Source organism: Acinetobacter sp. NRRL B-65365, assembly GCF_001605865.1.
GTDB classification, from domain to species: Bacteria; Pseudomonadota; Gammaproteobacteria; order Pseudomonadales; family Moraxellaceae; genus Acinetobacter; species Acinetobacter vivianii.
Genome location: NZ_LRPD01000016.1, coordinates 30,978 through 53,527 on the forward strand (window position 1 = coordinate 30,978; position 22,550 = coordinate 53,527).

Annotated in this window: 21 protein-coding genes; 12 read left to right on the plus strand and 9 right to left on the minus strand. The window is 41.3% G+C overall.

All coding sequences use genetic code 11. The features are described from left to right. Nucleotides 1-84 precede the first annotated feature (84 nt). From AWW72_RS08510 to AWW72_RS08525, 4 genes are read left to right on the plus strand one after another with little or no spacing between them, the layout of a single operon-like run. Nucleotides 85-1,317 (plus strand): acyl-CoA dehydrogenase family protein, encoded by a 1,233-nt coding sequence (locus AWW72_RS08510; protein ID WP_062847056.1) that lies wholly within the window; start codon nucleotides 85-87, stop codon nucleotides 1,315-1,317. 12 nt (nucleotides 1,318-1,329) lie between these two features. Further along, nucleotides 1,330-2,451: a phosphotransferase family protein gene (locus tag AWW72_RS08515; protein ID WP_062847057.1), complete on the plus strand. Its 1,122-nt coding sequence runs from the start codon at nucleotides 1,330-1,332 to the stop codon at nucleotides 2,449-2,451. Further along, nucleotides 2,448-3,146: a histidine phosphatase family protein gene (locus AWW72_RS08520; RefSeq protein WP_062847058.1), complete on the plus strand. Its 699-nt coding sequence runs from the start codon at nucleotides 2,448-2,450 to the stop codon at nucleotides 3,144-3,146. The genes AWW72_RS08515 and AWW72_RS08520 overlap by 4 nt, the downstream gene beginning before the upstream one ends. A gap of 19 nt (nucleotides 3,147-3,165) precedes the next feature. Further along, nucleotides 3,166-3,909 (plus strand): SDR family oxidoreductase, encoded by a 744-nt coding sequence (locus AWW72_RS08525; RefSeq protein ID WP_062847059.1) that lies wholly within the window; start codon nucleotides 3,166-3,168, stop codon nucleotides 3,907-3,909. A 517-nt stretch (nucleotides 3,910-4,426) separates the two neighbouring features. Here AWW72_RS08525 and mpl read toward each other — a convergent pair. After that, nucleotides 4,427-5,788 carry a UDP-N-acetylmuramate:L-alanyl-gamma-D-glutamyl-meso-diaminopimelate ligase gene (gene mpl / locus AWW72_RS08530; RefSeq protein ID WP_005260367.1) on the minus strand — a complete coding sequence of 454 codons (1,362 nt, stop codon included), beginning with the start codon at nucleotides 5,786-5,788 and terminating at the stop codon, nucleotides 4,427-4,429. Nucleotides 5,789-6,010: 222 nt separating this feature from the next. On the opposite strand from mpl, the gene AWW72_RS08535 reads away from it, so the two are divergent. The 4 genes from AWW72_RS08535 (at nucleotide 6,011) to AWW72_RS08550 (ending at nucleotide 10,199) form a co-directional block, all read left to right on the plus strand. Next, nucleotides 6,011-6,364 carry a DMT family protein gene (locus AWW72_RS08535; protein ID WP_005186310.1) on the plus strand — a complete coding sequence of 118 codons (354 nt, stop codon included), beginning with the start codon at nucleotides 6,011-6,013 and terminating at the stop codon, nucleotides 6,362-6,364. A 135-nt stretch (nucleotides 6,365-6,499) separates the two neighbouring features. Next, nucleotides 6,500-7,012 carry a 5-(carboxyamino)imidazole ribonucleotide mutase gene (purE, locus tag AWW72_RS08540; RefSeq protein ID WP_005260369.1) on the plus strand — a complete coding sequence of 171 codons (513 nt, stop codon included), beginning with the start codon at nucleotides 6,500-6,502 and terminating at the stop codon, nucleotides 7,010-7,012. 172 nt (nucleotides 7,013-7,184) lie between these two features. Further along, entirely contained in the window at nucleotides 7,185-8,306 is a 1,122-nt protein-coding gene (locus AWW72_RS08545) for a 5-(carboxyamino)imidazole ribonucleotide synthase (RefSeq protein ID WP_062847060.1), read from the plus strand. Between the two features lie 597 nt (nucleotides 8,307-8,903). After that, nucleotides 8,904-10,199 (plus strand): lytic murein transglycosylase, encoded by a 1,296-nt coding sequence (locus tag AWW72_RS08550; protein ID WP_047432910.1) that lies wholly within the window; start codon nucleotides 8,904-8,906, stop codon nucleotides 10,197-10,199. 44 nt (nucleotides 10,200-10,243) lie between these two features. Here AWW72_RS08550 and AWW72_RS08555 read toward each other — a convergent pair whose 3' ends face one another. The 8 genes from AWW72_RS08555 to AWW72_RS08590 all read right to left on the minus strand — a co-directional run bounded on the left by AWW72_RS08555 (nucleotide 10,244) and on the right by AWW72_RS08590 (nucleotide 18,571). Next, complete coding sequence (locus AWW72_RS08555) at nucleotides 10,244-10,627, minus strand: hypothetical protein (protein ID WP_171067092.1); 384 nt, start codon at nucleotides 10,625-10,627, stop codon at nucleotides 10,244-10,246. Nucleotides 10,628-10,738: 111 nt separating this feature from the next. Continuing rightward, complete coding sequence (locus AWW72_RS08560; RefSeq protein WP_062847061.1) at nucleotides 10,739-11,650, minus strand: matrixin family metalloprotease; 912 nt, start codon at nucleotides 11,648-11,650, stop codon at nucleotides 10,739-10,741. A gap of 381 nt (nucleotides 11,651-12,031) precedes the next feature. Beyond that, a complete protein-coding gene (locus AWW72_RS08565; protein ID WP_062847062.1) occupies nucleotides 12,032-12,943 on the minus strand; it encodes a matrixin family metalloprotease in 912 nt (303 codons plus the stop codon). Between the two features lie 394 nt (nucleotides 12,944-13,337). Beyond that, the gene (locus AWW72_RS08570; protein WP_062847063.1) at nucleotides 13,338-14,246 is read right to left on the minus strand and encodes a matrixin family metalloprotease; all 909 of its coding nucleotides are present in this window, start codon (nucleotides 14,244-14,246) and stop codon (nucleotides 13,338-13,340) included. Then, entirely contained in the window at nucleotides 14,243-14,659 is a 417-nt protein-coding gene (locus AWW72_RS08575; protein ID WP_062847064.1) for a hypothetical protein, read from the minus strand. Before AWW72_RS08575 ends, AWW72_RS08570 begins: the two co-directional genes overlap by 4 nt. A gap of 214 nt (nucleotides 14,660-14,873) precedes the next feature. After that, nucleotides 14,874-16,820, minus strand: coding sequence for a molecular chaperone DnaK (gene dnaK, locus AWW72_RS08580; protein ID WP_004656796.1), 1,947 nt, complete (start codon nucleotides 16,818-16,820; stop codon nucleotides 14,874-14,876). A gap of 152 nt (nucleotides 16,821-16,972) precedes the next feature. Then, the gene (grpE, locus tag AWW72_RS08585; RefSeq protein ID WP_005228204.1) at nucleotides 16,973-17,518 is read right to left on the minus strand and encodes a nucleotide exchange factor GrpE; all 546 of its coding nucleotides are present in this window, start codon (nucleotides 17,516-17,518) and stop codon (nucleotides 16,973-16,975) included. 159 nt (nucleotides 17,519-17,677) lie between these two features. Next, complete coding sequence (locus AWW72_RS08590) at nucleotides 17,678-18,571, minus strand: LysR family transcriptional regulator (protein WP_062847065.1); 894 nt, start codon at nucleotides 18,569-18,571, stop codon at nucleotides 17,678-17,680. 107 nt (nucleotides 18,572-18,678) lie between these two features. Between AWW72_RS08590 and AWW72_RS08595 the strand changes: the two genes are divergently transcribed. The 4 genes from AWW72_RS08595 to AWW72_RS08610 all read left to right on the plus strand — a co-directional run bounded on the left by AWW72_RS08595 (nucleotide 18,679) and on the right by AWW72_RS08610 (nucleotide 22,275). Further along, nucleotides 18,679-19,533 (plus strand): MBL fold metallo-hydrolase, encoded by an 855-nt coding sequence (locus AWW72_RS08595; protein WP_062847066.1) that lies wholly within the window; start codon nucleotides 18,679-18,681, stop codon nucleotides 19,531-19,533. A gap of 387 nt (nucleotides 19,534-19,920) precedes the next feature. Continuing rightward, nucleotides 19,921-20,157, plus strand: coding sequence for a hypothetical protein (locus tag AWW72_RS08600; RefSeq protein ID WP_005260387.1), 237 nt, complete (start codon nucleotides 19,921-19,923; stop codon nucleotides 20,155-20,157). A 359-nt stretch (nucleotides 20,158-20,516) separates the two neighbouring features. Then, the gene (locus tag AWW72_RS08605) at nucleotides 20,517-21,587 is read left to right on the plus strand and encodes an alpha/beta hydrolase (protein WP_062847067.1); all 1,071 of its coding nucleotides are present in this window, start codon (nucleotides 20,517-20,519) and stop codon (nucleotides 21,585-21,587) included. A 130-nt stretch (nucleotides 21,588-21,717) separates the two neighbouring features. Continuing rightward, the gene (locus AWW72_RS08610; protein ID WP_062847068.1) at nucleotides 21,718-22,275 is read left to right on the plus strand and encodes a peptidylprolyl isomerase; all 558 of its coding nucleotides are present in this window, start codon (nucleotides 21,718-21,720) and stop codon (nucleotides 22,273-22,275) included. The last annotated feature ends 275 nt before the right edge of the window (nucleotides 22,276-22,550 follow it).

Genomic DNA, 22,550 nt, shown 5'->3' on the forward strand with positions numbered 1-22,550 from the left:
ATTTCATTCATAATAAATTTTCGCTTATGGTGATGTAAAGCAGCGAATCAGCTTTCGCCAAATTTTATATTGAGGGAGAAAAGGATGTTTGCATTATCAGCGCGTGCGCAGGATTTTATTGCACGAACGCAAGCGTTTATCCAACAAGAAATTGAACCCGTTGAAAAAACATTCTGGGATGAGGTACATCGCCTCAATGTCGATGGTGACTGGACCAAATGGCAATGGCCTGAACAATTACAACAATTGAAAGATAAGGCAAAAGCAGCGGGCTTATGGAACATGTTCTTACCTGATGCTGAGCTAGGCGCGGGTTTATCGGTTCAGGAATATGCACACATTGCTGAACTGACTGGACGTAGCCTGCTTGCTCCAACGGTATTCAACTGTAATGCACCCGATAGCGGCAATATGGAAGTGTTGTGGCGCTATGGTAGCGATGCGCAAAAACAGCAATGGCTACAACCTCTACTCAATGGTGAGATTCGTTCAGTTTTTTGTATGACCGAGCCTGCGGTAGCATCCAGCGATGCAACCAATATGCAGGCGACTGCAGTGGTAGAGGGTGATGAAATTGTCTTGAATGGACGCAAATGGTGGTCATCAGGTTTAGGCGATCCGAATGCCAAAATCATTATTTTTATGGCTTATACGCCTGACCCAGGCAAAGACCGTCATCACCAGCATTCTATGGTGCTGGTACCGGTCAATACCGCAGGTGTGACTATTGAACGTATGTTGCCTGTGTTTGGCGATTACGATGCACCACATGGGCATGGACAGGTCAGTTTTGACAATGTTCGCGTGCCTGTCAGCAACTTCATTGGTGGTGCAGGACAAGGCTTTGAAATTGCGCAAGGCCGTTTAGGCCCTGGGCGTATTCATCATTGTATGCGCTGTGTTGGCGCGGCAGAGAAAGCGCTGGAACTGATGATTGACCGTGGCATGTCGCGTAAGGCATTTGGCAAAGAACTACTCAAGCTGGGTGGGAATCTGGAACGCGTTGCCGATGCGCGTGTGCAGATCGATCAGGCGCGTTTATTGACCTTATACGCCGCCTATAAGATGGATACGCAAGGCAATATGGCGGCGTTAACTGAAATTTCCGCCATTAAAGTGGTTGCGCCAACCGTCTTGCAAAATGTGGTGGATATGGCGATTCAGATCCACGGCGGCGAAGGGGTTTCCCGTGATACACCGTTAACGGCTTTCTTTACTCAGGCGCGAAGTTTACGTTTGGCCGATGGACCTGATGAAGTCCATAAAGGCATGATTGCTAAATTAGAACTCAAAAAACGTGGCTATGGTCGTGGATAAGGATAAAAGCAAATGGCAGTAATTGATATTGGTGGTCAGGTTCGTCACGGTGAGGAACTGGACATTGCAGCGGTTGAAACATGGTTAAAAAATCAGGGTGTGAATTTGCAAGGACAGGCAAAAGTCACCCAATATTCAGGTGGCGCATCTAACTGGACTTACCGTTTAGCGTATGACAATGCTGATCTGATCCTACGCCGTCCACCGAAAGGCACCAAGGCCAAATCAGCGCACGATATGGCACGTGAATACAATGTGCAGAAGTATCTCGCACCATTCTACCCTGTACTGCCTGAAATGATCGCGCTGTGTCAGGATGATAGCGTGATTGGCTGTGATTTTTATGTGATGAAGCGGATTGAAGGCATTATTCCACGTGCCAATTTACCCAAAGAATTACAGCTGGATGAACAGCAAGTCCAGCAACTGTGCCTGAATGTTCTGGATAAACTGATTGAACTGCATCAAGTGCCTTATCAAGGTACAGAGCTGGAAAAACTAGGCAAAGGTGAAGGATATTGCCGCCGTCAGGTCGAAGGTTGGGATGCACGTTATAGCAAAGCTTTGACACCGAATGTACCTGATTTCACGTTTGTGCGTGAATGGTTGCAACGACATATTCCTGCGGATTCAAAAACCTGTGTGATTCATAATGACTGGCGTTTTGATAATGTCATTTTAGATCCACAACAACCCACTCAAGTGATTGGGGTACTGGACTGGGAAATGGCAACGCTCGGTGATCCATTAATGGATCTGGGCAGCGCCCTCGCCTACTGGATTCAGGAAGATGACGATGCATTGATGAAATCCAGTCGCCGTCAACCAACCAATCTGAAAGGCATGCTGACACGTCAGCAAGTGGTGGATTATTATCTGGAAAAAACAGGTTTAAAGCCTGATAACTGGGCATTTTATGAAGTATTTGGTTTATTCCGTTTAGCCGTGATCGCGCAGCAAATCTATTACCGTTATTACCATCAGCAAACCGATAATCCAGCCTTTAAAGATTTCTGGATCCTGATTCATGCCCTGCATATTCGTGCCCTAAAATTGATTGCACAAGAAGATACACAAGCCCAGCAATTAATTCCTGAATATGGCGCAAAATTGAAGGAAATTTTAAAAGGATGAGCACAATTTATCTGGTGCGACATGGGCAGGCCTCCTTTGGAGCAGCTAGCTATGACCTGCTCTCTGCAAAAGGTGAGCAACAGGCACTAGCGGCGGGTGAGTTTCTTAATAAAACTTTGAAATCTTCACCCTTGGTGGTGGCGGGTTCAATGCAGCGTCATCAACAAACGGCGCAACTCGCTTTAGCGCAAGGTTTTGCAGATGTATCAATTCAAACTGAATCCAGCTGGAATGAGTTTGATCATCAACATGTGTTTTCTCAATATGAACCACGCTTTAATCAGCCTGAATTACTCAAGCAGGATGTCGCACAAGTTGAAAACCCACGTGCCTATCTGGCGAAAATCTTTGATGGGGCGATTGAGCGCTGGATTGGAGAGCAATATGACCATGAGTATCATGAAACATGGTTAGGTTTCCAAAGCCGTGTAGAAAGCGCTTTGCACGACCTATGTCAGCAGCTTGATGCGACACAACAGCGTCAGGCGGTTGTATTCAGCTCTGGTGGTGTCATTTCAGTGGCAGTTGGCAAGGTCCTGGGTTTAGATGCGAAACAGATCTTTGCGCTGAACTGGTCGATTGCCAATGCCAGTATTAGCACGCTGCGTTGGGTAGATGGGCGTTTGCAATTACTGAGTTTTAATGAACATCATTATTTAAAAACACATGATGCAGAACTTCTCACATGGATTTAAACAAGAATAGGTGGCGGAAATGGCAAGAACAATTTTAATTACAGGTGCAAGTTCGGGTTTAGGCGCAGGTATGGCGCGTGAATTTGCAGCCAAAGGCTACAATCTGGCGCTTTGTGCACGACGTTTAGAGCGTCTGCAAGCGTTACAACAGGAGTTGCAAAGCCAGTTCTCAGTTCAGGTCAAAATCAAGACCCTTGATGTGACCCATTATGATGATGTGTTTACGGTGTTTAAAGCTTTTCAGCAAGAATTTGGCAGCATTGACCGTATTATTGTCAATGCCGGTGTCGGTGATGGCCGCCGTATTGGCAAAGGGCATTTTGAGGTGAATCGGGCTACGGCGGAAACCAATTTTATTTCTGCCTTGGCGCAATGCGAAGCGGCAGTTGAAATTTTTAGAGCACAAAACAAAGGGCATTTGGTGGTGATTTCCTCCATGAGTGCGATGCGTGGTTTACCGAAGCATTTGTCGACTTATGCGGCCAGTAAAGCAGCGGTGGCGCATTTGGCAGAGGGCATTCGTGCGGAGTTGTTGGGCACACCAATTAAAGTTTCGACGATTTTCCCTGGTTATATTCGCACTGAATTGAATGAAGGTGCTAAGAAACTGCCTTTTGAAGTGGATGAGAAAACAGGAAGTCGGGCGTTGGTGAAGGCGATTGAGAAAGAGCCTGTGAAGGCGTATGTGCCGCAGTGGCCTTGGTTGCCAATGGGCATAGCAATGAAGATTTTGCCGTTAAAATTGGTGAATAAACTGAGTTGATTACAATTTAAAAATGGATGGAAAATATCTCTATTTGGCAAGTTTTCACAGCCTCATATAGGCTGAATAGTCGACTTGTTTGGGTATAGGCGTTTCCTTACTTTTCAAAGATGAAAAGTAACAAAAATCTTTTGTTGGACTGATGGTATATCCCTATACCACAGTCCAACGGGCGGCATCCATGCCGCCGTCACAATAGTAAATATCAGCAAGAAATTAATTTAATCTGAGTTCGACAAGAAAGATGATACGCGTAAACGTCATCTGCAACCTGAGCTAACTAAAGCGTTTAAAGCTTTGAGTTAGCGCAAGACAAACAAAGTGCGTAGTTTGTTGCTCAAGCATAGCTTTCACCTTACGGTACGGCAAAGATTATTAATCTTTGCTATTCGCCCCTCAGGTTTTGCCTACTTTTCCCGAAAGAAAAGTAGGGCGAGCCGCAGGCTGATCCAGAAATTAGATAAGAACTTGCAAGACTCCGTTAAGACAATAGTTTTTCAGAAAGTGTTGACTTTAATTACGACAAAGCCGTAATCAACTTTTGGTGTAAACCACCAAAACCACCATTCGACATGATCACCACAGCATCCCCCTCACCTGCTTCATTGACCACGCGGGCAATGATGTCATCCAGTGAGCGGCTGACTTCTGCCTTGTTTGATGACGCTGCAATGATAGGTTGTAAATCCCAATCCAGACCTTCAGGTTGATACCAGATTACTTCATCCGCTAAACGGGCTGAATGTGCCAGACCATCTTTATGGCTGCCCATACGCATGGTATTTGAACGTGGCTCAATGATCGCCCAAAGTTTACGTTCACCTAAGCGTTTACGCGCGCCGTCTAGTGTCGTTTCAATTGCAGTTGGATGATGGGCAAAGTCATCATAAACTTCGATACCACGAACCGTACCTAACAGCTCCATACGGCGTTTTACCCCACCGAAGTTGGAGAGTGCTTCACACGCCTGTTCAAGGCTAACACCCACGTGCTGTGCAGCAGCAATGGTCGCTAAGGCATTGGCAACGCTGTGCTGCCCTGTCATGTTCCATTTCACTTCACCGACCACGTTGCCCTGTTCAAGCACTTTAAAGTGGCTACCATCCGCACTGATCAATTCGGCAGATAACGCGGCTTGCGCATTTGGCTCTAGACTGGTACGAATCACTGGTGTCCAGCAGCCCTGCTCCAACACTTCATCAATATTGGTTTCAGTAATTGGCGCAATAATACGACCTTCACTTGGAATGGTGCGGACTAAATGGTGGAACTGCTTTTGAATCGCAGCAAGATCATCGAAAATGTCAGCGTGGTCAAATTCAAGATTGTTTAAAATCGCGGTTTTAGGATGATAATGAACGAATTTAGAACGTTTATCGAAGAATGCCGAATCATATTCATCAGCTTCGACACAGAAATATTGACCACCACCTAAACGTGCGCTTTCGCTAAAACCAAGTGGTACGCCACCGATCAAGAAACCCGGATTTAAACCTGCTTGATCTAGTACCCAAGCCAACATGGTTGTGGTGGTAGTTTTACCATGTGTACCTGCGACACCGAGCACATGTTTGCCTTGGAGTACATGGTCTGCCAGAAATTGTGGGCCAGAAATATAAGGGAGACCTTCATTCAGCATGTATTCAATCGCATCAATGCCACGTTTCATGGCATTGCCGACGATCACAAGATCAGGATGCGGCTGTAAATGGCTACGGTCGTAGCCCTGCATAAGCTCAATACCCGCATTTTCGAGTTGAGTTGACATTGGTGGATAAACATTGGCATCTGAACCTGTGACTTTATGTCCTAAATCTCGTGCTAATAGAGCCAAAGACCCCATAAATGTGCCACAAATACCCAAAATATGCAGATGCATAACGCGCCTTCTCCACTGCTTTTCATACAGCACTGATATCGTATGTATGATTGTCGTTATCAATAAAAATCAAACGCAACGATATCAAGGCTTGCATGGAAAAGATAGTCAAAATTCGTTGTTGTTGTTTAGTTCTAATTGCACAGATGAATGCTAAAATTTCAGGGTTTTTGCAAGCATATCTTCTCTGCTATTCACCCTTGATCTGGATACAAGCACATTATGTTGAGCCCTACTCTTTTAGCGTTATGTTTGTTGATTATTTCCAACTGTTTTATGACATTGGCATGGTATGGGCATCTGAAAATCCTGCATGATGCGCCGATCTGGCAGGCGATCCTGTTTAGCTGGTGTATTGCCCTGCTGGAATACAGTTTTATGATTCCTGCTACCAAGTTGCTCAACCAGCATGGCTGGAGTCTGGGTGAAATGAAAATTACTCAGGAAGTTGTGACATTAATGGTGTTTGTGCCCTTTATGATTTTTGTGTTTAAACAGCCTTTTAAGCTGGACTATATCTGGGCAATGCTGTGTTTAATGGGCTGTGTCTATTTTGTATTTCGAAATCAGAGCTAATTTTTCGTGAATTAGTTCACGCGTTCTTTTGTTGGGGATGCTTGAAAAAACCGCTATAATATTTGCCAATTTACTCCTTCGTGCTTGGCGTAAGTCGAGATACTTCTCTATTTTTATCATGTTTTGGAAAAGCCAATGAATGCGGTCGCAACAGATAGCCAACCTTTAGTCGGAATTATCATGGGTTCTCAATCGGATTGGGCAACACTTGAACATACCGCTAACATGCTCAAACAATTGGGTGTTCCTTTTGAAGCTGAAGTGGTTTCTGCGCATCGTACCCCAGATCGTCTGTTTGAATATGCTGAAACAGCACGTGATCGTGGTATTCAGGTGATTATTGCGGGTGCTGGTGGTGCTGCGCATTTACCAGGGATGTGTGCGGCTAAAACTGATTTACCAGTATTGGGTGTACCGGTTAAATCATCGATTTTAAATGGTGTAGATTCATTGCTTTCAATCGTGCAAATGCCAGCAGGTATTGCGGTAGGTACTTTGGCGATTGGTCAGGCTGGTGCAACCAATGCAGCGATTATGGCAGCACAGATTTTAGGTTTAACCCGTCCAGACATCGCTAAAAATGTGGCGGACTTCCGTACTGCACAAACAGAAAAAGTATCGAGCAATAACATTCCTGGTCATGAATGAGGATAAGCAAAGCAACGCTTTGCCCGAATGCAAGACAAGGACTTTGTCCGAGTAAGAGGATAAGCAAACTTAAAGCATTGCTTTAAGGCTTTGCCCTGAGGAGCATAAGCTCCGTAAGAAGACGAGTAAGAATGTTGTTTTAAGGCTTTGCCTGAGCAAAAGAGTTATAGATATGAATAAAACCATTGGCATTTTTGGTGGTGGACAGCTTGGCCGCATGATGGCGCAAGCGGCATTGCCACTTAATATTCAATGCACCTTCTTTGAAGCGGAAACGGATTGCCCTGCTGCGATTCTGGGCCCTGTTTTCTCGAGTCAGTCTGCACAGGGGTTACAGGATTTCATTGCCAGCGCAGATGTATTTAGTCTTGAATTCGAAAATACGCCTGTTGCGGATGTGGATGTTTTAACTCAAAGCAAAACCCTGCACCCTCCTCGCCTTGCATTAGCAACTGCACAAAACCGCTTGGCTGAGAAAAGTTTGTTTGATGAGTTAAACATTCCTGTTGCGCCGTATCGTGCTGTGGATAGTTTAGAGAGCTTAAAACAGGCGGTTGCTGACCTTGGTTTACCGATTGTCTTAAAAACCGTGACAGGTGGATATGATGGCAAAGGTCAGTTCGTATTACGCACTGAAGATCAAATTGACACGGCTTGGGCTGAACTTGGCCCTGCAAAAAGCCTGATCGCTGAAAGCTTTGTTAAATTTAGCCGTGAAGTCTCAATTATTGCGGTACGTGGACAAAACGGTGATGTGAAAACTTGGGCACTGGCAGAAAATCATCATCATAACGGCATCTTGTCACATTCAATTGTGCCTGCACCGAATAGCGTTGATTTACAGCCTATTGCACAAGACTATATTACCCGTTTGTTGAACCACTTAAATTATGTGGGTGTGCTCACGCTTGAACTGTTTGTGACTGAACAAGGCCTCTATGCCAATGAAATGGCATGTCGTGTGCATAATTCAGGTCACTGGTCGATTGAAGGTGCGATTTGTTCGCAATTTGAGAACCATATTCGTGCTGTTGCTGGTTTACCTTTGGGCTCAACTGACGTTATTCGTCCAACGGTGATGATCAATATTATTGGTCAACATCCAAAATCTGAAGAGGTTTTGGCGCTGAACGGTGCACATCTACATCTCTATAATAAGTCTGAGCGTACAGGTCGTAAGCTGGGGCATATTACCTTGATGCCGAATAATTCGGATGATTTAACCGGTTTATGCCGTCAATTGGCTCAAATTTTACCTGTACCACTGGCATTAACCGCAGATATGAAGCTCTAAACTTATCCACAATAGCTAAAAAAAGCGATCTTCGGATCGCTTTTTTCATTCTATGCCACTTTTAAATTTAAAAAATAAACATGAGGGTGCTGTGGATAAATTATTTTTGGTATTTTGAATTTAAAATTGCGTCGTTTATTTGAATTTAAATAAAAGTGGATAAGTTATTTTGCGTTTTAAATTCAAAATTGAGATCTTGTTTTAAATTTAAAAATTAAGGTAATACTGGGTTTTTAAATTTAAATCATGGGCTGTGGATATCTATTTTCCATGAAATAATGCTATAAAAAATAAAAGTTTATCGTTTTTTGGTGTTTTATTTGAATCACTCACTGTTTAACTTGAAGAAATGAATTTAAAAGTGGATAAGTTTTTTAAATTTAAACTGTCGAGTTATCCAGTATTGTGTTTTTGAATTTAAATTGGACTTGTTGATAACTTTTAAATTTAAAATAAAGCCAGAATTATGAATTTAAAAGCAGTGTTTTAAATTTAAAAACTGAGAAATGAATTCAAAGTTACGTTTCCAAACTATACATCTTCATATAGCGTGTTAAGGTGGAGAGGAAATTTAAATTCAAAAGTTTTGGTTCAGTCATGAAACGTCATTTTTCTTTTTTTCTAGGCACTGCCTTATTTACTATTTTCAATCAGGCGCATGCCGAGCTGGTCATTAATGGTGCAACCGTTTCGACACCAGCCACTACAGCACCTGTTGCCAGTAATTATACGCCAAATTCTAATTTTCAGGGCTGTATTGCCAATTTGCGTTCGCAAGCAATCGCATCGGGTGTTTCTGGCGCGACTTATGATCGCTATACGCAAAATTTAACGCCCGATTATTCTGTGATTGATAAATTAAATTATCAGCCTGAATTTTCGACACCGATCTGGGATTATTTGTCTGGCCTTGTGGATAACGAGCGCGTTCAGGCAGGACAACAAAAATTAAACCAACATCGTGCTGTATTGAACCGTGTTGAGCAGGCGTATGGTGTACCTGCTGAAACGGTTGTGGCCGTGTGGGGCGTGGAAAGTAATTATGGCGATATTTCGGGTAAATATCCTTTATTACAAGCTCTAGGGACTTTAAGTTGTGAAGGTCGCCGTCAAAGTTATTTCCGTGGTGAGTTTTTTGCCACGATGCGTATTTTACAGCGTGGTGATTTAACCCAAGATCAACTTTATGGCTCATGGGCAGGTGCTTTTGGTCATACCCAGTTTATGCCGTCGACTTATGAACGTTTAGCGGTCGATTTTGATGGTGATGGCCGCCGTGATCTGGTTTCTAGTACTACAGATGCCTTGGCCTCTACAGCGAATTTCTTAAAACGGGCAGGGTGGCAAACAGGCATGCCGTGGGGCTTTGAGGTAAAAATTCCGCAAGGTATGTCGATTTCTGGTGAAAGCCGCCGTAATAAAAAGCCGTTAAATAGTTGGATTGCACAAGGGGTCACCCGAGCAGATGGTACAGCACTGATTCAAGGTAATTTATCTGGCAGTACGCCAGCAGGACTGATTTCGCCAGCGGGTGCAAATGGTCCAGTGTTCTTGGTCTTTAAAAACTTTGATGCGATTTATAGCTATAACGCGGCTGAAAGCTATGGTTTAGCGATTGCACATTTATCAGATCGTTTACGTGGCGGTACACCATTCTTGACCTCATGGCCAACGGATGATCCTGGTACATCACGTGCGGAACGTCGTGAAATTCAACAGTTTTTAGTGCAACGTGGCTATGATATTGGTGCAGTTGACGGATTGATTGGTGATAAAAGCCGTCAGGCCATTCGTCAGGAGCAAACCCGTTTAGGCTTAAATCCAACAGGACGTGCAGGGCAGCAGATTTTACGTGCTTTCCGTCAGGAACAAGCCAAACAAATGATGCAATAAATGATTTATTAAAAAAGGTCTGCCTCGTGCAGACCTTTTTTATTTTAAGGTGCTGGATCTAATTTAACAGCTTCTAAAATATCAAAAATCACCGCAGTCACATCCTGACTTAAATCACGGTCATTAAAAATCTCATAAGCGGTAATGGTGACATCAGTGTCACTTGGAAGCTGCTTTTGTTCTTCTTCAATCAGATGTTCGATGGGTAATAAGGTCTGTTTAACTTCTAGATGTAAAATCTCATCATACGCGACATTTTCATCTTCCAATTCAACTTCTTGCTCGTTGAAATAAGGAATTAAAATGGAATGGAGAAAGGGGCTAATATCTTCAATATTCAAGAATTCGATATCACGAGTCTGCTCAATCGTACTGATGTGGTCGTTCACTTCAATTAAGATATGATAATAACTCATGCCGATCTCCATTAAGATAAATATGATGTTTTCATCCACAATAACATGAATAAATCCAAAGAATCGACCCATTCTTGTTACTAAGAAAGTGATAATCGATAAAACACCTATATTTTATAAGGATTAAGGCTCCCGAGAAAAACCTAATAATTCCAAATCTGTATCCGTCAGCTGAAAATCTTTTGCATTCTGCTCTTTGATGCGCGGATACATCAAGGATTTTGGATCTTGAGTATGCTTTAGGCCTAAGGCATGTCCAAATTCATGCGCCAGCGTTAAACGTAAATCATCCATTGATGAAAATTCATAAATAAAAATCTGTTGGCCGTGAAATTGACCTTTATGAAGGACTTGAGGCTTAAAGGTCTGGTTAAATGCCGCCACGGATTCAGTCAATTGTTGATGCAACTGTTTAGACTGCTCTGTTTGTCGGTTGAATTGTCGAACCAGTTGATTGTGTTCAGCAATTTTTGCCTCTAAATCTACAGATTGCTGTTGCAGCGTGTGTTGTTGCTGCTCGAGTCGTGCGATTTGCTTTTGATTTTTAGTTGAGGCTTTTAGATTTTGCACGACCTGCTGATATTTCTGCTGATTATTTTGATAATCAATCTTTTGTAATTCAAGTTGAGTCTCTGAGCGGGAAACGCTTTGTTTTAAATGCTGTAATTGCTGATTTTGGTCTAACCAGTGCTGTTGTTCCTGCTCGAGCTGGTTCAGATTCTCTGAGCGCTTCATGCTGCGCACTTGGCGTTGATCAAACACCAAATGAATGACAAAGCTTGCTTCAGGATCATAGACAAAATAATTTTGTCCCGTATCTTTTGCCCAGATTGCAGCAGCTTGTTGACTTAACTCAATCATTTGCTGTTGTGTGATATTGAGACGTGGATCAAGATCGGCAATCCGGTAGCGTAGAGGGTGTTCAGTGCTATAACGGATTTGTATTTGGGACTTGTTTGAGGAAATTTGAGCAAAAGCTGACGCTGGGGCCAGCATGAAAAAGCATGCAGCCAACAGGAGAGAAAACGAACGCATAAAGGGAGATAAAGCTTGAAAAAGGTCGCATTTTAATCAATTTAAGCATGTAGTCAAATTGATGAGCTGAGTGATGTTTGGTGGTTTAAAGAAATATTTCTAGAAAATTAATAAAAATACAAATGTAGAAAAAAGCAAGAAAAATAGGGGTAAATATAGTGAGTTTGAAGCTAAAAACAATTAAAAATAAAATCAGAACAACTGTTTATTTTTTATTCTTATCTCGTTTATTTAAATTGAGATACGTATTCAAAAGCATCTGAATATAAAACAATGCACCAAAAATTATTATATTATTCACATAAAAATAAGAATTTAACTGTTTAAAAAATAGACTTTAAGTCTACTCGATCTGAAGGATCAATCACATTGGGTTCAAACTTAATACATCGCTTTAACTAGATCCTTGTCTGAATCGGTTAATGCAAACTTTTGCAGGTTCTGTTGTTGAATAATCGGGTACATCAAAGAGCTTGGATCATCGGTATGCGCTAAGCCTAAAGCATGTCCAAACTCATGCGCCAGTGTTAAGCGCAGGTCATTGGTGGAGGAAAACTCATAAATCATGATCTGTTTGCCATTAAAATGCCCTTTGTGGAATAGGCGTGGCTGGAAGATCTGATTAAACTGATTAGCCGATGCAACCAGTTGTTGATTGTTCTGATTGAGTGACTGGATATCCTGATTGAGCTGTCGAGTCCGTTGATTATGCTGTTGAATCTCCTGTTGCAGAGCTAAAGATTGTTGCTGTAAGGCGGCTTGTCGTTGTGTGAATTGATCAGCTAAAGCTTTTGAAGAAGAACGTTGCTGATTAAAACGCTGCACATCTTGATTATATTGTTGAAATTGCGAATTGAGTTGAGCTTGTTTATGGGCAATCAAGGCTGAGCTTTGCTGAATTTCGGCCTTCATGTGCTGTAATTGTTGATTCTGATCTTTCCATTGTTGCTGGTCTTGTTGTAGTTGTTGCAGGCTCTGCACACGGTCTGTGCTTCGTTGTTGGCGTTCATCAAAAACCAGATTGATACTAAATTCGGCCTCTGGATCGTAAATAAAATTTTGCTGGCCCGTTTCATGTTCCCAGATTTTGGCTGCTTGCTGGGTCAGTTCGAGCACTTGTTGCTGACTTAAATGAAAGCGCGGATCGATATCGGCAATACGATAATGCAGCGTTTTTTTGAGTGTTTGATGCTGATGCGGATCAACCATATTGGTATTGTTCTGAGCATGGGTGAGGTGAGGGGATGCCATACATAAGCATGCAGCAATCATTGCAAAACCAAGATAATGCATCAGCCAAACTCCCCCTAAATAAGGCTTATTTTTGAGCAGTATTTGATTCAGGTCAAAACGCTATCTATTTAATAAATAAAACTAAAAAGTGTGATTTTTTTCTAATAAATAAAAAAATGAATCGAATAATTTGCAGAATCATAAATGCAGTCTTTTGCGTGTTTTTTATTCATAATAATAAGTGAATCAAGCGATTAAATTTATTGAGCTAAAAACTTCTCATTAAGCAGCAATAAAAGTCCCTATTGTTAACTTTTGTAAAATATCGATAAATTGGTAATTTTTTTTGAATTTTTTATAAAAAATTGCTGCTTTGTGACACTTAATGTCTGGGGGATTTTTGAGCAAAATGTGAATTATTACTCATTCTATATGCGTATTATTTTTTCTCTGTTTATCGGGTATTTAACAGATTTCGATCTGCCTCGGTTAAACGGAAATGCGCTCTATCTTGATCTTTCATAATAGGATGCATAAGCGCCTGTGGATCATTGGCATGTTGTAACCCTAAGGCGTGCCCGAATTCATGTGCTAGGGTTAAACGCAGATCATCTTCGGATTCAAATTCATAGATTAGAATCTGTTTGCCATTAAATAGACCTTTATGGAATAAATGTGGCTTAAACCGCTGTTTATATTGGTCGACAGAAGCATTAAGTTGCTGGTCTAGTGAATTAAGCTCATCTACTTGCTGATTCAGCTGCTGAATCTTTTGGTTGTATTGGTTAATTTCCTGCTTAAGAGACTGTGCATTTTGCTGCAAAGCTTGTTGTCGCTGCTGAAAATAATCAGGATTGGCGAATGCCGCTGGGTTTTGTCGCGCCCGTTGCTGTTCTTGGTTGTAAGCTTGGATTTGCTGATTCAATTGTTGCTGTTTTAAGCCCAGAAATTGCCGGTTCTGAAGAATCTCCTGTTCAACCTGATCTAAAGATTTCTTTTTCTCTTGCCAGCGTTGCTGGTTTGATTCAAGTTGGCTCAAATGTTCCCGACGTTGTTCACTTTCGATTTGACGCTCATCATAGATAAGATAAATCGCCAGTTGGGCGTTTGGATCATAAACAAAGTAATCTTGTCCTGTACCATCTTTCCAGATCTGCACAGCTTGTTCACTGATCGCTTTCATTTGCTCTAGGCTGAGCTTAAAACGTGGATCAACCTCCGCAATGCGATAGCGAAGCCGTGTATCAAAGGGCTTGCTGATTCGGTCAGTCAGTGAGTTAAATTTAAGTTGTGGGTGTTGGTAGGTTTGATAACCTGACCAGAACAGAAACATTAGCAATGCCGTAAAAAGAATATTCTTCATTCGCTATTCGTTGAGAATAAGGGTTGATACAGACTAGGGAGTAGTAAAATACCCCAGATTAGTGTCGCGAAAATATTTCCCATTTCATAAAAAATAGCGCCTAGACCAGATATGAATGTCCAGGAAAAACTGGGTAATAGATAAAGCAGTAAAAGCGGGAAATAGCTATAGAGATATAACGTTCTTGCCCAAGCTTTAAAGAAAAATAAACCAGCTAACATGATCACAGCAATGATTGATGCCAGTCCTGTCAGAAGGATTTCCCAGTTTTGTGGTTCGGTTGCCAATAATTCGCTGACAGCTATAGATCGTTCATCATAGACATCCAAAATTGCACCGACACAAATACAAAGCAGTGAAGCAATTAATAACAGTCTAAATTTGGATTTGGTCAGGACGGGATCTTTTTTCATTTTTTAACAATAATGGATTTTCTAATTGTCTGAATTATACATAAAAAGGATTCAGTTTCTTAAATGGTTCTATCCGTTTGAGAAAGGCCCGAGCATCTACGATTCAGTAAATAATAGAATACACGGAATTGGGCACAGGTTATTTTGAGTACCTCACAGCATTTAAAGTATAAAAAAAACCGCGCTTACGCGCGGTCTTTTTTAAAGAGACAAATTATTTTTTGTCATCTTTTACTTCTGTGAACTCAGCATCTACAACGCCATCGTCCGCTTTTTGTTGTTGACCCGCATCGCCACCTTGGAATGCATTTGGATCAAAACCTTCTGCGCCGCCAGCTGCACCTTGTGCTTGTTCATAAGCACGTTGTGTAATAGGCATCAAGATGTTTTGTAAAGCTTCAGTCTTCGCTTTGATGTCTTCAACATCATTTTCTTTAGTTGCTGCTTCAAGCTCAGAAACCGCAGTCGTGATCGCAGTTTTTTCATCTTCAGTCACTTTGTCACCAAGATCTTTTACTGCTTTAGTTGAGCTAGAAACAAGCGCATCTGCTTCGTTACGCGCTTTCGCTAACTCTTCAAACTTACGGTCTTCTTCAGCATTCGCTTCAGCATCTTTGATCATTGCTTCGATTTCAGCATCAGACAAACCTGAGTTTGCTTTAATCTGGATAGATTGCTCTTTACCAGTGCTCTTATCTTTAGCCGATACTTTCAAGATACCGTCAGCGTTGATGTCGAACGATACTTCAATTTGCGGTACGCCACGTGGAGCAGGTGGGATATCGCCTAACTGGAAGTTACCCAACAATTTGTTTTGTTGAGCCATTTTACGTTCACCTTGGTAAACCGAAATGTCTACTGCAGGCTGGTTGTCAGCAGCTGTAGAGAACACTTGTGATTTCTTCGCAGGAATCGTGGTGTTTTTCTCAATGATCGGAGTTAATACGCCGCCCATTGTTTCGATACCTAAAGTTAATGGTGTTACGTCTAATAAAAGTACGTCAGTTTTGTCACCAGACAATACTGCACCTTGAATCGCAGCACCAATCGCAACCGCTTCGTCAGGGTTCACGTCTTTACGTGGCTCTTTACCGAAGAATTCTTGTACTTTTTGTTGTACAAGTGGCATACGAGACTGACCACCAACCAAGATTACGTCAGAGATGTCAGAAGTCGAAAGACCAGCATCTTTAAGCGCGATACGGCAAGGCTCAATGGTACGAGCAACTAAATCAGCAACCAAACCTTCAAGTTTTGCACGCGTTACATTGATCACTAAGTGTTTAGGACCCGTTGCATCAGCGGTGATGTATGGAAGGTTGATTTCAGTTGCATTCGATGAAGAAAGCTCGATTTTTGCTTTTTCAGCAGCTTCTTTCAAACGTTGTAACGCAAGTGGATCATTTTTCAGGTTCACACTTTGTTCTTTCTTGAATTCTTCAACCAAGAATTCAATTAACGCGTTATCAAAGTCTTCACCACCAAGGAAAGTATCACCATTTGTTGATAACACTTCAATTTGCTGGTCGCCATCAAGGTCTGCGATTTCAATGATTGATACGTCAAAAGTACCACCACCTAAGTCGTAAACTGCAACTTTACGGTCGCCTTCTTTTTTGTCCATACCGAACGCAAGTGCCGCAGCAGTTGGTTCGTTAATGATACGTTTAACGTCTAAACCAGCGATTTTACCCGCATCTTTAGTTGCTTGACGTTGCGCATCGTTAAAGTAAGCAGGAACAGTAATCACTGCTTCAGTAACTGTTTCACCTAAATAGTCTTCTGCAGTTTTCTTCATCTTTTTCAAGATTTCAGCAGAGATTTGTTGAGGTGCTAATTTTTTGTCGTTTACTTCAACCCAAGCATCGCCATTGTCAGCTTTGATGATTTTGTAAGGTACAAGACCGATGTCTTTCTGTACTGCTTGATCTTCATAACGACGACCGATTAAACGCTTGATCGCGAATAATGTATTTTTCGGGTTGGTTACCGCTTGACGTTTTGCGCTTTGACCTACAAGGATCTCGCCATCTTTATATGCAATGATCGATGGAGTTGTACGTGCGCCTTCAGCGTTTTCGATTACTTTTACTTTATCGCCTTCAAGTACAGCAACACATGAGTTGGTAGTACCTAAGTCAATACCAATAATTTTTGCCATTGATTGTGTTCCTCTAAAATTTTGTTGCAATGTTTTTGCTTGTTATTCGATATGAGAGTCAATCAGTTTTTTTCAAGCATTTTTATGAAAAAAAATCAAAAAACTCTCAAGTTTCTACATTTTTGAGCAAATAAATGCTCTGCTGGTCGGGATTATTGACCCACCATCACCATTGCTGGGCGGAGTAGGCGACCATTTAAGGTATAGCCTTTCTGTAAAACCGTACCGATTTGATTCGCTTGCGCATTTGGGTCGATGCCTACTGCCTGATGTAGATCTGCATTGAAACCATTTTGGGTATCTGCTTCGACTACGCCAAACTTCTCAAGCGTGGTGAGGAGCGATTTCAAAGTCAGCTTAACGCCTTCAAGTACAGGCGTTTCTTCTTCGCCAGCAGCCTGAATCGCACGTTCGAGATTATCGACAGAATCGAGTAATTCTTTGGCAAACTTTTCAAGCACTGTATCTTTGTGCTTTTCAGATTCACGTTGAATACGTTCTACACTTTTCTGCGCTTCATAAACCGCATTGGCAGTACGTGCTTTTTCTAATTTCAGGCTTTCTTCAAGCTTGGTGATTTGCGCTTGTAAATCTTCAACGCTAAGCTCGTTTGCTTGCTCTACACCTTCAGCTTGAGTTTGTTCAGTCTGCTGCTCATTTTGAATGTCTTGAGCTTGCTCATTGTGCTCATTAGCCATTGATGATCTCCGTTGAAAAAAGTTCTTAAACATGTACAGTCCTTTTGGCGTGAATGCTCTTAGGGTTAAACCCGAACTGCCACATCTTGGTCATTCATTGATAGGGATGAAGTATGGGCTAGCCGACAAAATTCAAGCGTTCAGGTCAATTTAAATCTTTTAATTTTGCTGATTTAAGTAAAAATTTAGGTTTTCAATCACAAAAGCAATAAATTCTTGGGTAATTTTCGGTAAATGTTGCCTTGAAGCATAGACTAACGACAAGGTCAGGTCAGGTGCAGAAAAATCTGTAAATACCTGTTGCAAACGCTGCTGAGCGATGTCCTTACGCACCAGTAAAGTGGGCAGCATCGCAATGCCTTCAGCTTTTAGACACATTTGATAAAGCGCAATCACATCATTGCTTTTAAACGTAACATTTAATGGATAGTTCTGAGGTTGCTGATCTGTATCAAACAAGGTCCAGTACTGGTTGTGGGTGTGGTGTGCAATACATTCATGCTGAATCAGCTGACTGGGATGCGATAGGGGAGTGTGATCCTGTAAATAATGAGGATGCGCGCAAAAGGTCGATTCAATTTGGCAGACAGGCCGAGCAATCAACCCATCTGCAACTTTCTGGGTAATACGTAATGCAAGATCAACCTGAGCATCGATCAGATCTACGGTATTTTCAGTTAAATACACATCAAAATGAATCTGTGGATAGCGCTTTTTAAATTGCTTAATACATTCATTCACACCGAGTTGAAATAAAAACAGACCACAAGTAAAACGAATCGTCCCGTTATGTTGTTCGGGTGCGGCCAAACTTTCTAACAGCTGTTGCTGCTGTAAAATATTTTCACAATAAACCAGCGCTTTCTCACCTGCTGGGGTGAGCGACACTTTACGGGTGTTGCGTTGAAATAGTCGGGTCGAAAATGTCTGCTCAAGATGTTCTAAATAGCGAGACACCATTGCTTTGGAATAGTCCAGATGTTCTGCGGCTTTGCTCAGATTGCCTTGATGGGCAATACAAACAAAGACTTGAATGGCTTTTAAGGTATCCATGTTTATTATCATTGTTGCAAGATATGCAACATTTTATCTTAGTTTAGTGTGTTTCTTCAGCAAGAATTGCAATTTAAAGTAGTTGTTATCAAATTGGAGACGATAACATGAATACCAAAGCTTATGTCCTTGCTTTATCTGCCTTCGCAGCAAGTTCTGCTGCATTTGCACAAGACTTAAAAATCCAGAATTTTCTGGCTCAGCCTGACCATTTTGGCGTGACTTCAACTTTAATTGAAGGGGATAAAGAAGTCTTACTGGTCAATGCACAATTTTCTAAATCAGAAGCATTACGTATTGCTGCCGACATCTTGGATAGCGGTAAGACTTTAAAAACTATTTTTGTCAGCTATGGCGATCCAGATTTCTATTTTGGCTTAGATGTATTTAAACAGTACTTCCCGAATGTTCAAATCATTGCGACACCAGAAACGGTGAAACATATTCGGGATACACAAGCCTTGAAAGTTGCGTATTGGGGACCAAAAATGGGCGCCAATGCACCAAGTCAAATTATTGTGCCGCAAGCTTATACCGCAAAAACTTTAAAACTCGAAAATGAAAATATCGAAATTAAAGGTAAAAAAGAACTGACTTATTTATGGATTCCAAGTGCTAAAGCAGTTGTCGGCGGTATTCCGGTATCTTCGGGTATTCATTTGTGGACAGCAGATACCCCAACAGTCAAGGATCGCGCTGAAGTGGTACAAACCTTAGAAAGTATTAAAGCACTTAATCCTAAAGTGGTGGTACCTGCACATATGAAAGCAGGGGCGGCTGAAGGTCTGGATGCGGTGAATTTCTCGATTGATTATTTAAAGCAATATGAGAAAGCGGTGAAAAGCACAAAGAACTCAGCTGAACTGGTGAAAATGATGCAAAAGCAATATCCAGCATTGGGTGAGTCGAGTAGCCTTGAACTTGGTGCCAAAGTTGTAAAAGGCGAGATGAAATGGCCTTAATTATGGGCTAATCCATGAAAACCGTGCTGAAAATGCACGGTTTTTTTATGTCTGCTACATTTATTTTTAATCAAAAATACTTAATTGTAATCTTTTAGGACGGTTGTGCTGTGTTTCTATGAATTATAAAAAAATAAGATAATTGCTTTTTTAATTTTCTAAGTCGATAAAACGAGATGAAAATGCTGTGTTGATAAATGCTTAGGGTTTTATTCGGGATTGGGGAATATGTGAATTAAGCAAATAGATGATTTAAGAAAAATTGCAAAACAATGCGGCTTCCATAACAAACTGCAACTAATCCTCATCACGTCCGTGGAAAAAATTGTGAATTATAGGCATCGCAAAGACAACTTTGCTTTTCGTCATAATGAAAGGAAATACCAAATGAAAAAGTTAGCATTGATTTCTGCAGTTGTAGCTGGTGTTGCATTAACGGCAGTAGGTTGCTCGTCTCAAGGTGGTTTAGAAGCTTCTGGTTCGGCTCAAACAAGCGCAAGCCCAGCTGGTGTACAAGGTGGCGTTGGTGTAGACGCAGGTTCATCAGTTGATGTTCAACCAGGTGGTGCTTCAGCTGATGTTTCAGGTTCTGTATCAGGTTCAGCAGGCGCTGGCGCTCAATAATTTTTTATTGTTAAGTTGGCTTCGCATAAGATTGATCAACAGATGCCGCATTTAATCTTATCTATGTACTGCTATACATAACGCGAAGTTGACTTATTCATAAAAATGACACTTTTAAAGTGATATAAAACTAGAACTAACCGGTTAGTTCTAGTTTTATAGTTTTGAACATAAACAGTTAAAACATCGTTTAATTGACATAAAAAGTAGCTGTGAATAAGCACTATGGTTAATGACTTTTTAGCAATAGCCCTTTAGCGTACGACTTATTTCAAATCTTGAACTTGATCTAAGACTTTATAAAAGCATATAGTCGAAGACAACAAGAATTATGGACAGAGCGAGAGAAGGGGACAAAAGTGACAGCATTACCTCCAAAAATACAAACACTTTTAGACAAAGGACAAGGTCCTGCTGCACGAGCGCTCGATAAGCTGCCCAAAATTGTACAAGAATCTCTGGCCAAGCTTTTAGGCTATCCTCATCAATATCCAGATCTAGATGCATTTACCAAATGTTTAATGGCTGTTCAGATCAAGCAAGGTCGTATTGGTTTTATCGGTGATGATCCAATTGATTCCCGTCGTCAGTTTGATGCGCAAATGTTGGCGATTCTGAATAAACCGACTTCTATCGAATCTGTTGAAGATATCCGTTTACCGTTACAAAGTGGAACGGTGTTCGCCAGACATTATCATCCAGCGCCAAATAAAAAATTGCCTATGCTGGTGTTTTACCACGGTGGTGGATTTGTAGTGGGTGGTTTAGATACGCATGATGAAGCCTGTCGACTAATTGCCAAGCATGCCAAAGTACAGGTTTTAAGTATTGACTATCCACTGGCACCTGAAGCTTCACCTCAGTTACTGATTAAATCGTGTGAAGATGCATTGGCATGGGTTTATCAAAACCGCCGTCAATTGAAAATCTATAAAAACCGTATTGCGGTTGGTGGAGACAGTGCGGGTGGAAATATCAGTACGGTCGTCGCTCAACACGCCGTTGGGAAATCTTATGCACCACAAGCACAGTTACTGATTTATCCTGTGGTCGACTTTAAAAGCAGACATCCATCATTCTATGCCTATGGCGAGGGACTGGTGTTAACCAGTAAAGATGTAGACTATGTGACAGATTATTATGCGACCCAGCAAAATGTAGCTTTAGACGATCCATTAATTTCGCCGACCTACGGCAGCCTTAAAAAGTTGGCACCTGCATATGTGATTACGGCTGGTCATGATCTACTTCATGATGAAGGTGCGATCTATAGTCATAAACTCAGACAAAATGGCGTCAAAGTGCAATACGTCGATTATCCAGACCAAACGCATGGTTTTATCAATATAACGCCCGTCTCAAGCAAGGCAAAACGTAATACCATTGAAGTGGCGAAGAACTTCAGAAAGTTCTGGGATAAACATATTTAACAATAAAGAACCGATGTTTCACGTGAAACATCGGTTCTTTGTTTCAGGTAACAAATAGAAATAGCAAAAACAGATTTGCAAAATTAAGATGAAGATCCACAACACGTCTATTTCCAAGCTGAGAAAAGCAATGATGAAAAAGTTGTTCATTACAACAAGTTTAATTTTGGCAAGCGGTCATTTATTTGCAAATACGATGGTTGATATGAAAACCAGTATGGGGAATATTGAAATCGAGCTGTTTGATGATAAAGCACCAGTTTCAGCAAAGAACTTTGAAAGCTACGTAAAAAGTAACTTCTATACAGGTACGATCTTTCATCGCGTGATACCTGGTTTCATGGTGCAAGGTGGCGGCCTAGAAGCAAACATGATTGAGAAAAGCACGAAAGCGCCGATTGTGAATGAAGCAAGTAATGGTTTAAAGAATACCCGTGGTACTTTGGCAATGGCACGTACCAGTGATCCAAACTCGGCAAGCAGTCAATTCTTTATTAATGTGGCGGATAATAACTTTTTAAACAAATCACCGATGGATGCGGGCTACGCCGTTTTTGGTAAAGTTACAAAGGGCATGGATATCGTTGACAAGATTGTGAGTGTTCCTACCAGTAACTATGGAATGCATCAAAATGTCCCTAAACAGCCAGTTAAAATTCTTAGTGTTCAGATAAAGAACAAGAAGTAAAAAGCAAAGCAGAAATATGAATAAAATATTTCTGCTTTAAATTTATGTGGTTACGTCATATTTGTTTAAATAGCACGCATATTTGTGTGTAAAAAAAGAACACTCAATAAAACAAGGGCTTAAAAAAGCTTGCACACTAAAAAAAATCTCCTATAATGCACACATCCCGACGCAATGAAGCAAAAATAACTTAGCTTTAACGGTTAAGTTGTTAAATATTTATTGCGTTTTATTTATCGCTGACGAGGCGGTAAAGAGATCATTAAGAGAATAGA

Excerpts from the sequence above, each read along its gene's own strand:
- AWW72_RS08595 (WP_062847066.1), top strand. The coding sequence starts at position 18,679 with ATGAATACCAAAGCTTATGTCCTTGCTTTATCTGCCTTCGCAGCAAGT.
- AWW72_RS08525 (WP_062847059.1), top strand. The coding sequence starts at position 3,166 with ATGGCAAGAACAATTTTAATTACAGGTGCAAGTTCGGGTTTAGGCGCA.
- AWW72_RS08510 (WP_062847056.1), top strand. The coding sequence starts at position 85 with ATGTTTGCATTATCAGCGCGTGCGCAGGATTTTATTGCACGAACGCAA.
- AWW72_RS08570 (WP_062847063.1), bottom strand. The coding sequence starts at position 14,246 with ATGAAGAATATTCTTTTTACGGCATTGCTAATGTTTCTGTTCTGGTCA.
- AWW72_RS08535 (WP_005186310.1), top strand. The coding sequence starts at position 6,011 with ATGTTGAGCCCTACTCTTTTAGCGTTATGTTTGTTGATTATTTCCAAC.
- AWW72_RS08520 (WP_062847058.1), top strand. The coding sequence starts at position 2,448 with ATGAGCACAATTTATCTGGTGCGACATGGGCAGGCCTCCTTTGGAGCA.
- mpl (WP_005260367.1), bottom strand. The coding sequence starts at position 5,788 with ATGCATCTGCATATTTTGGGTATTTGTGGCACATTTATGGGGTCTTTG.
- AWW72_RS08550 (WP_047432910.1), top strand. The coding sequence starts at position 8,904 with ATGAAACGTCATTTTTCTTTTTTTCTAGGCACTGCCTTATTTACTATT.
- AWW72_RS08555 (WP_171067092.1), bottom strand. The coding sequence starts at position 10,627 with ATGGAGATCGGCATGAGTTATTATCATATCTTAATTGAAGTGAACGAC.
- AWW72_RS08515 (WP_062847057.1), top strand. The coding sequence starts at position 1,330 with ATGGCAGTAATTGATATTGGTGGTCAGGTTCGTCACGGTGAGGAACTG.
- AWW72_RS08600 (WP_005260387.1), top strand. The coding sequence starts at position 19,921 with ATGAAAAAGTTAGCATTGATTTCTGCAGTTGTAGCTGGTGTTGCATTA.
- AWW72_RS08565 (WP_062847062.1), bottom strand. The coding sequence starts at position 12,943 with ATGCATTATCTTGGTTTTGCAATGATTGCTGCATGCTTATGTATGGCA.
- AWW72_RS08590 (WP_062847065.1), bottom strand. The coding sequence starts at position 18,571 with ATGGATACCTTAAAAGCCATTCAAGTCTTTGTTTGTATTGCCCATCAA.
- AWW72_RS08610 (WP_062847068.1), top strand. The coding sequence starts at position 21,718 with ATGATGAAAAAGTTGTTCATTACAACAAGTTTAATTTTGGCAAGCGGT.
- AWW72_RS08575 (WP_062847064.1), bottom strand. The coding sequence starts at position 14,659 with ATGAAAAAAGATCCCGTCCTGACCAAATCCAAATTTAGACTGTTATTA.
- AWW72_RS08545 (WP_062847060.1), top strand. The coding sequence starts at position 7,185 with ATGAATAAAACCATTGGCATTTTTGGTGGTGGACAGCTTGGCCGCATG.
- purE (WP_005260369.1), top strand. The coding sequence starts at position 6,500 with ATGAATGCGGTCGCAACAGATAGCCAACCTTTAGTCGGAATTATCATG.
- dnaK (WP_004656796.1), bottom strand. The coding sequence starts at position 16,820 with ATGGCAAAAATTATTGGTATTGACTTAGGTACTACCAACTCATGTGTT.
- grpE (WP_005228204.1), bottom strand. The coding sequence starts at position 17,518 with ATGGCTAATGAGCACAATGAGCAAGCTCAAGACATTCAAAATGAGCAG.
- AWW72_RS08560 (WP_062847061.1), bottom strand. The coding sequence starts at position 11,650 with ATGCGTTCGTTTTCTCTCCTGTTGGCTGCATGCTTTTTCATGCTGGCC.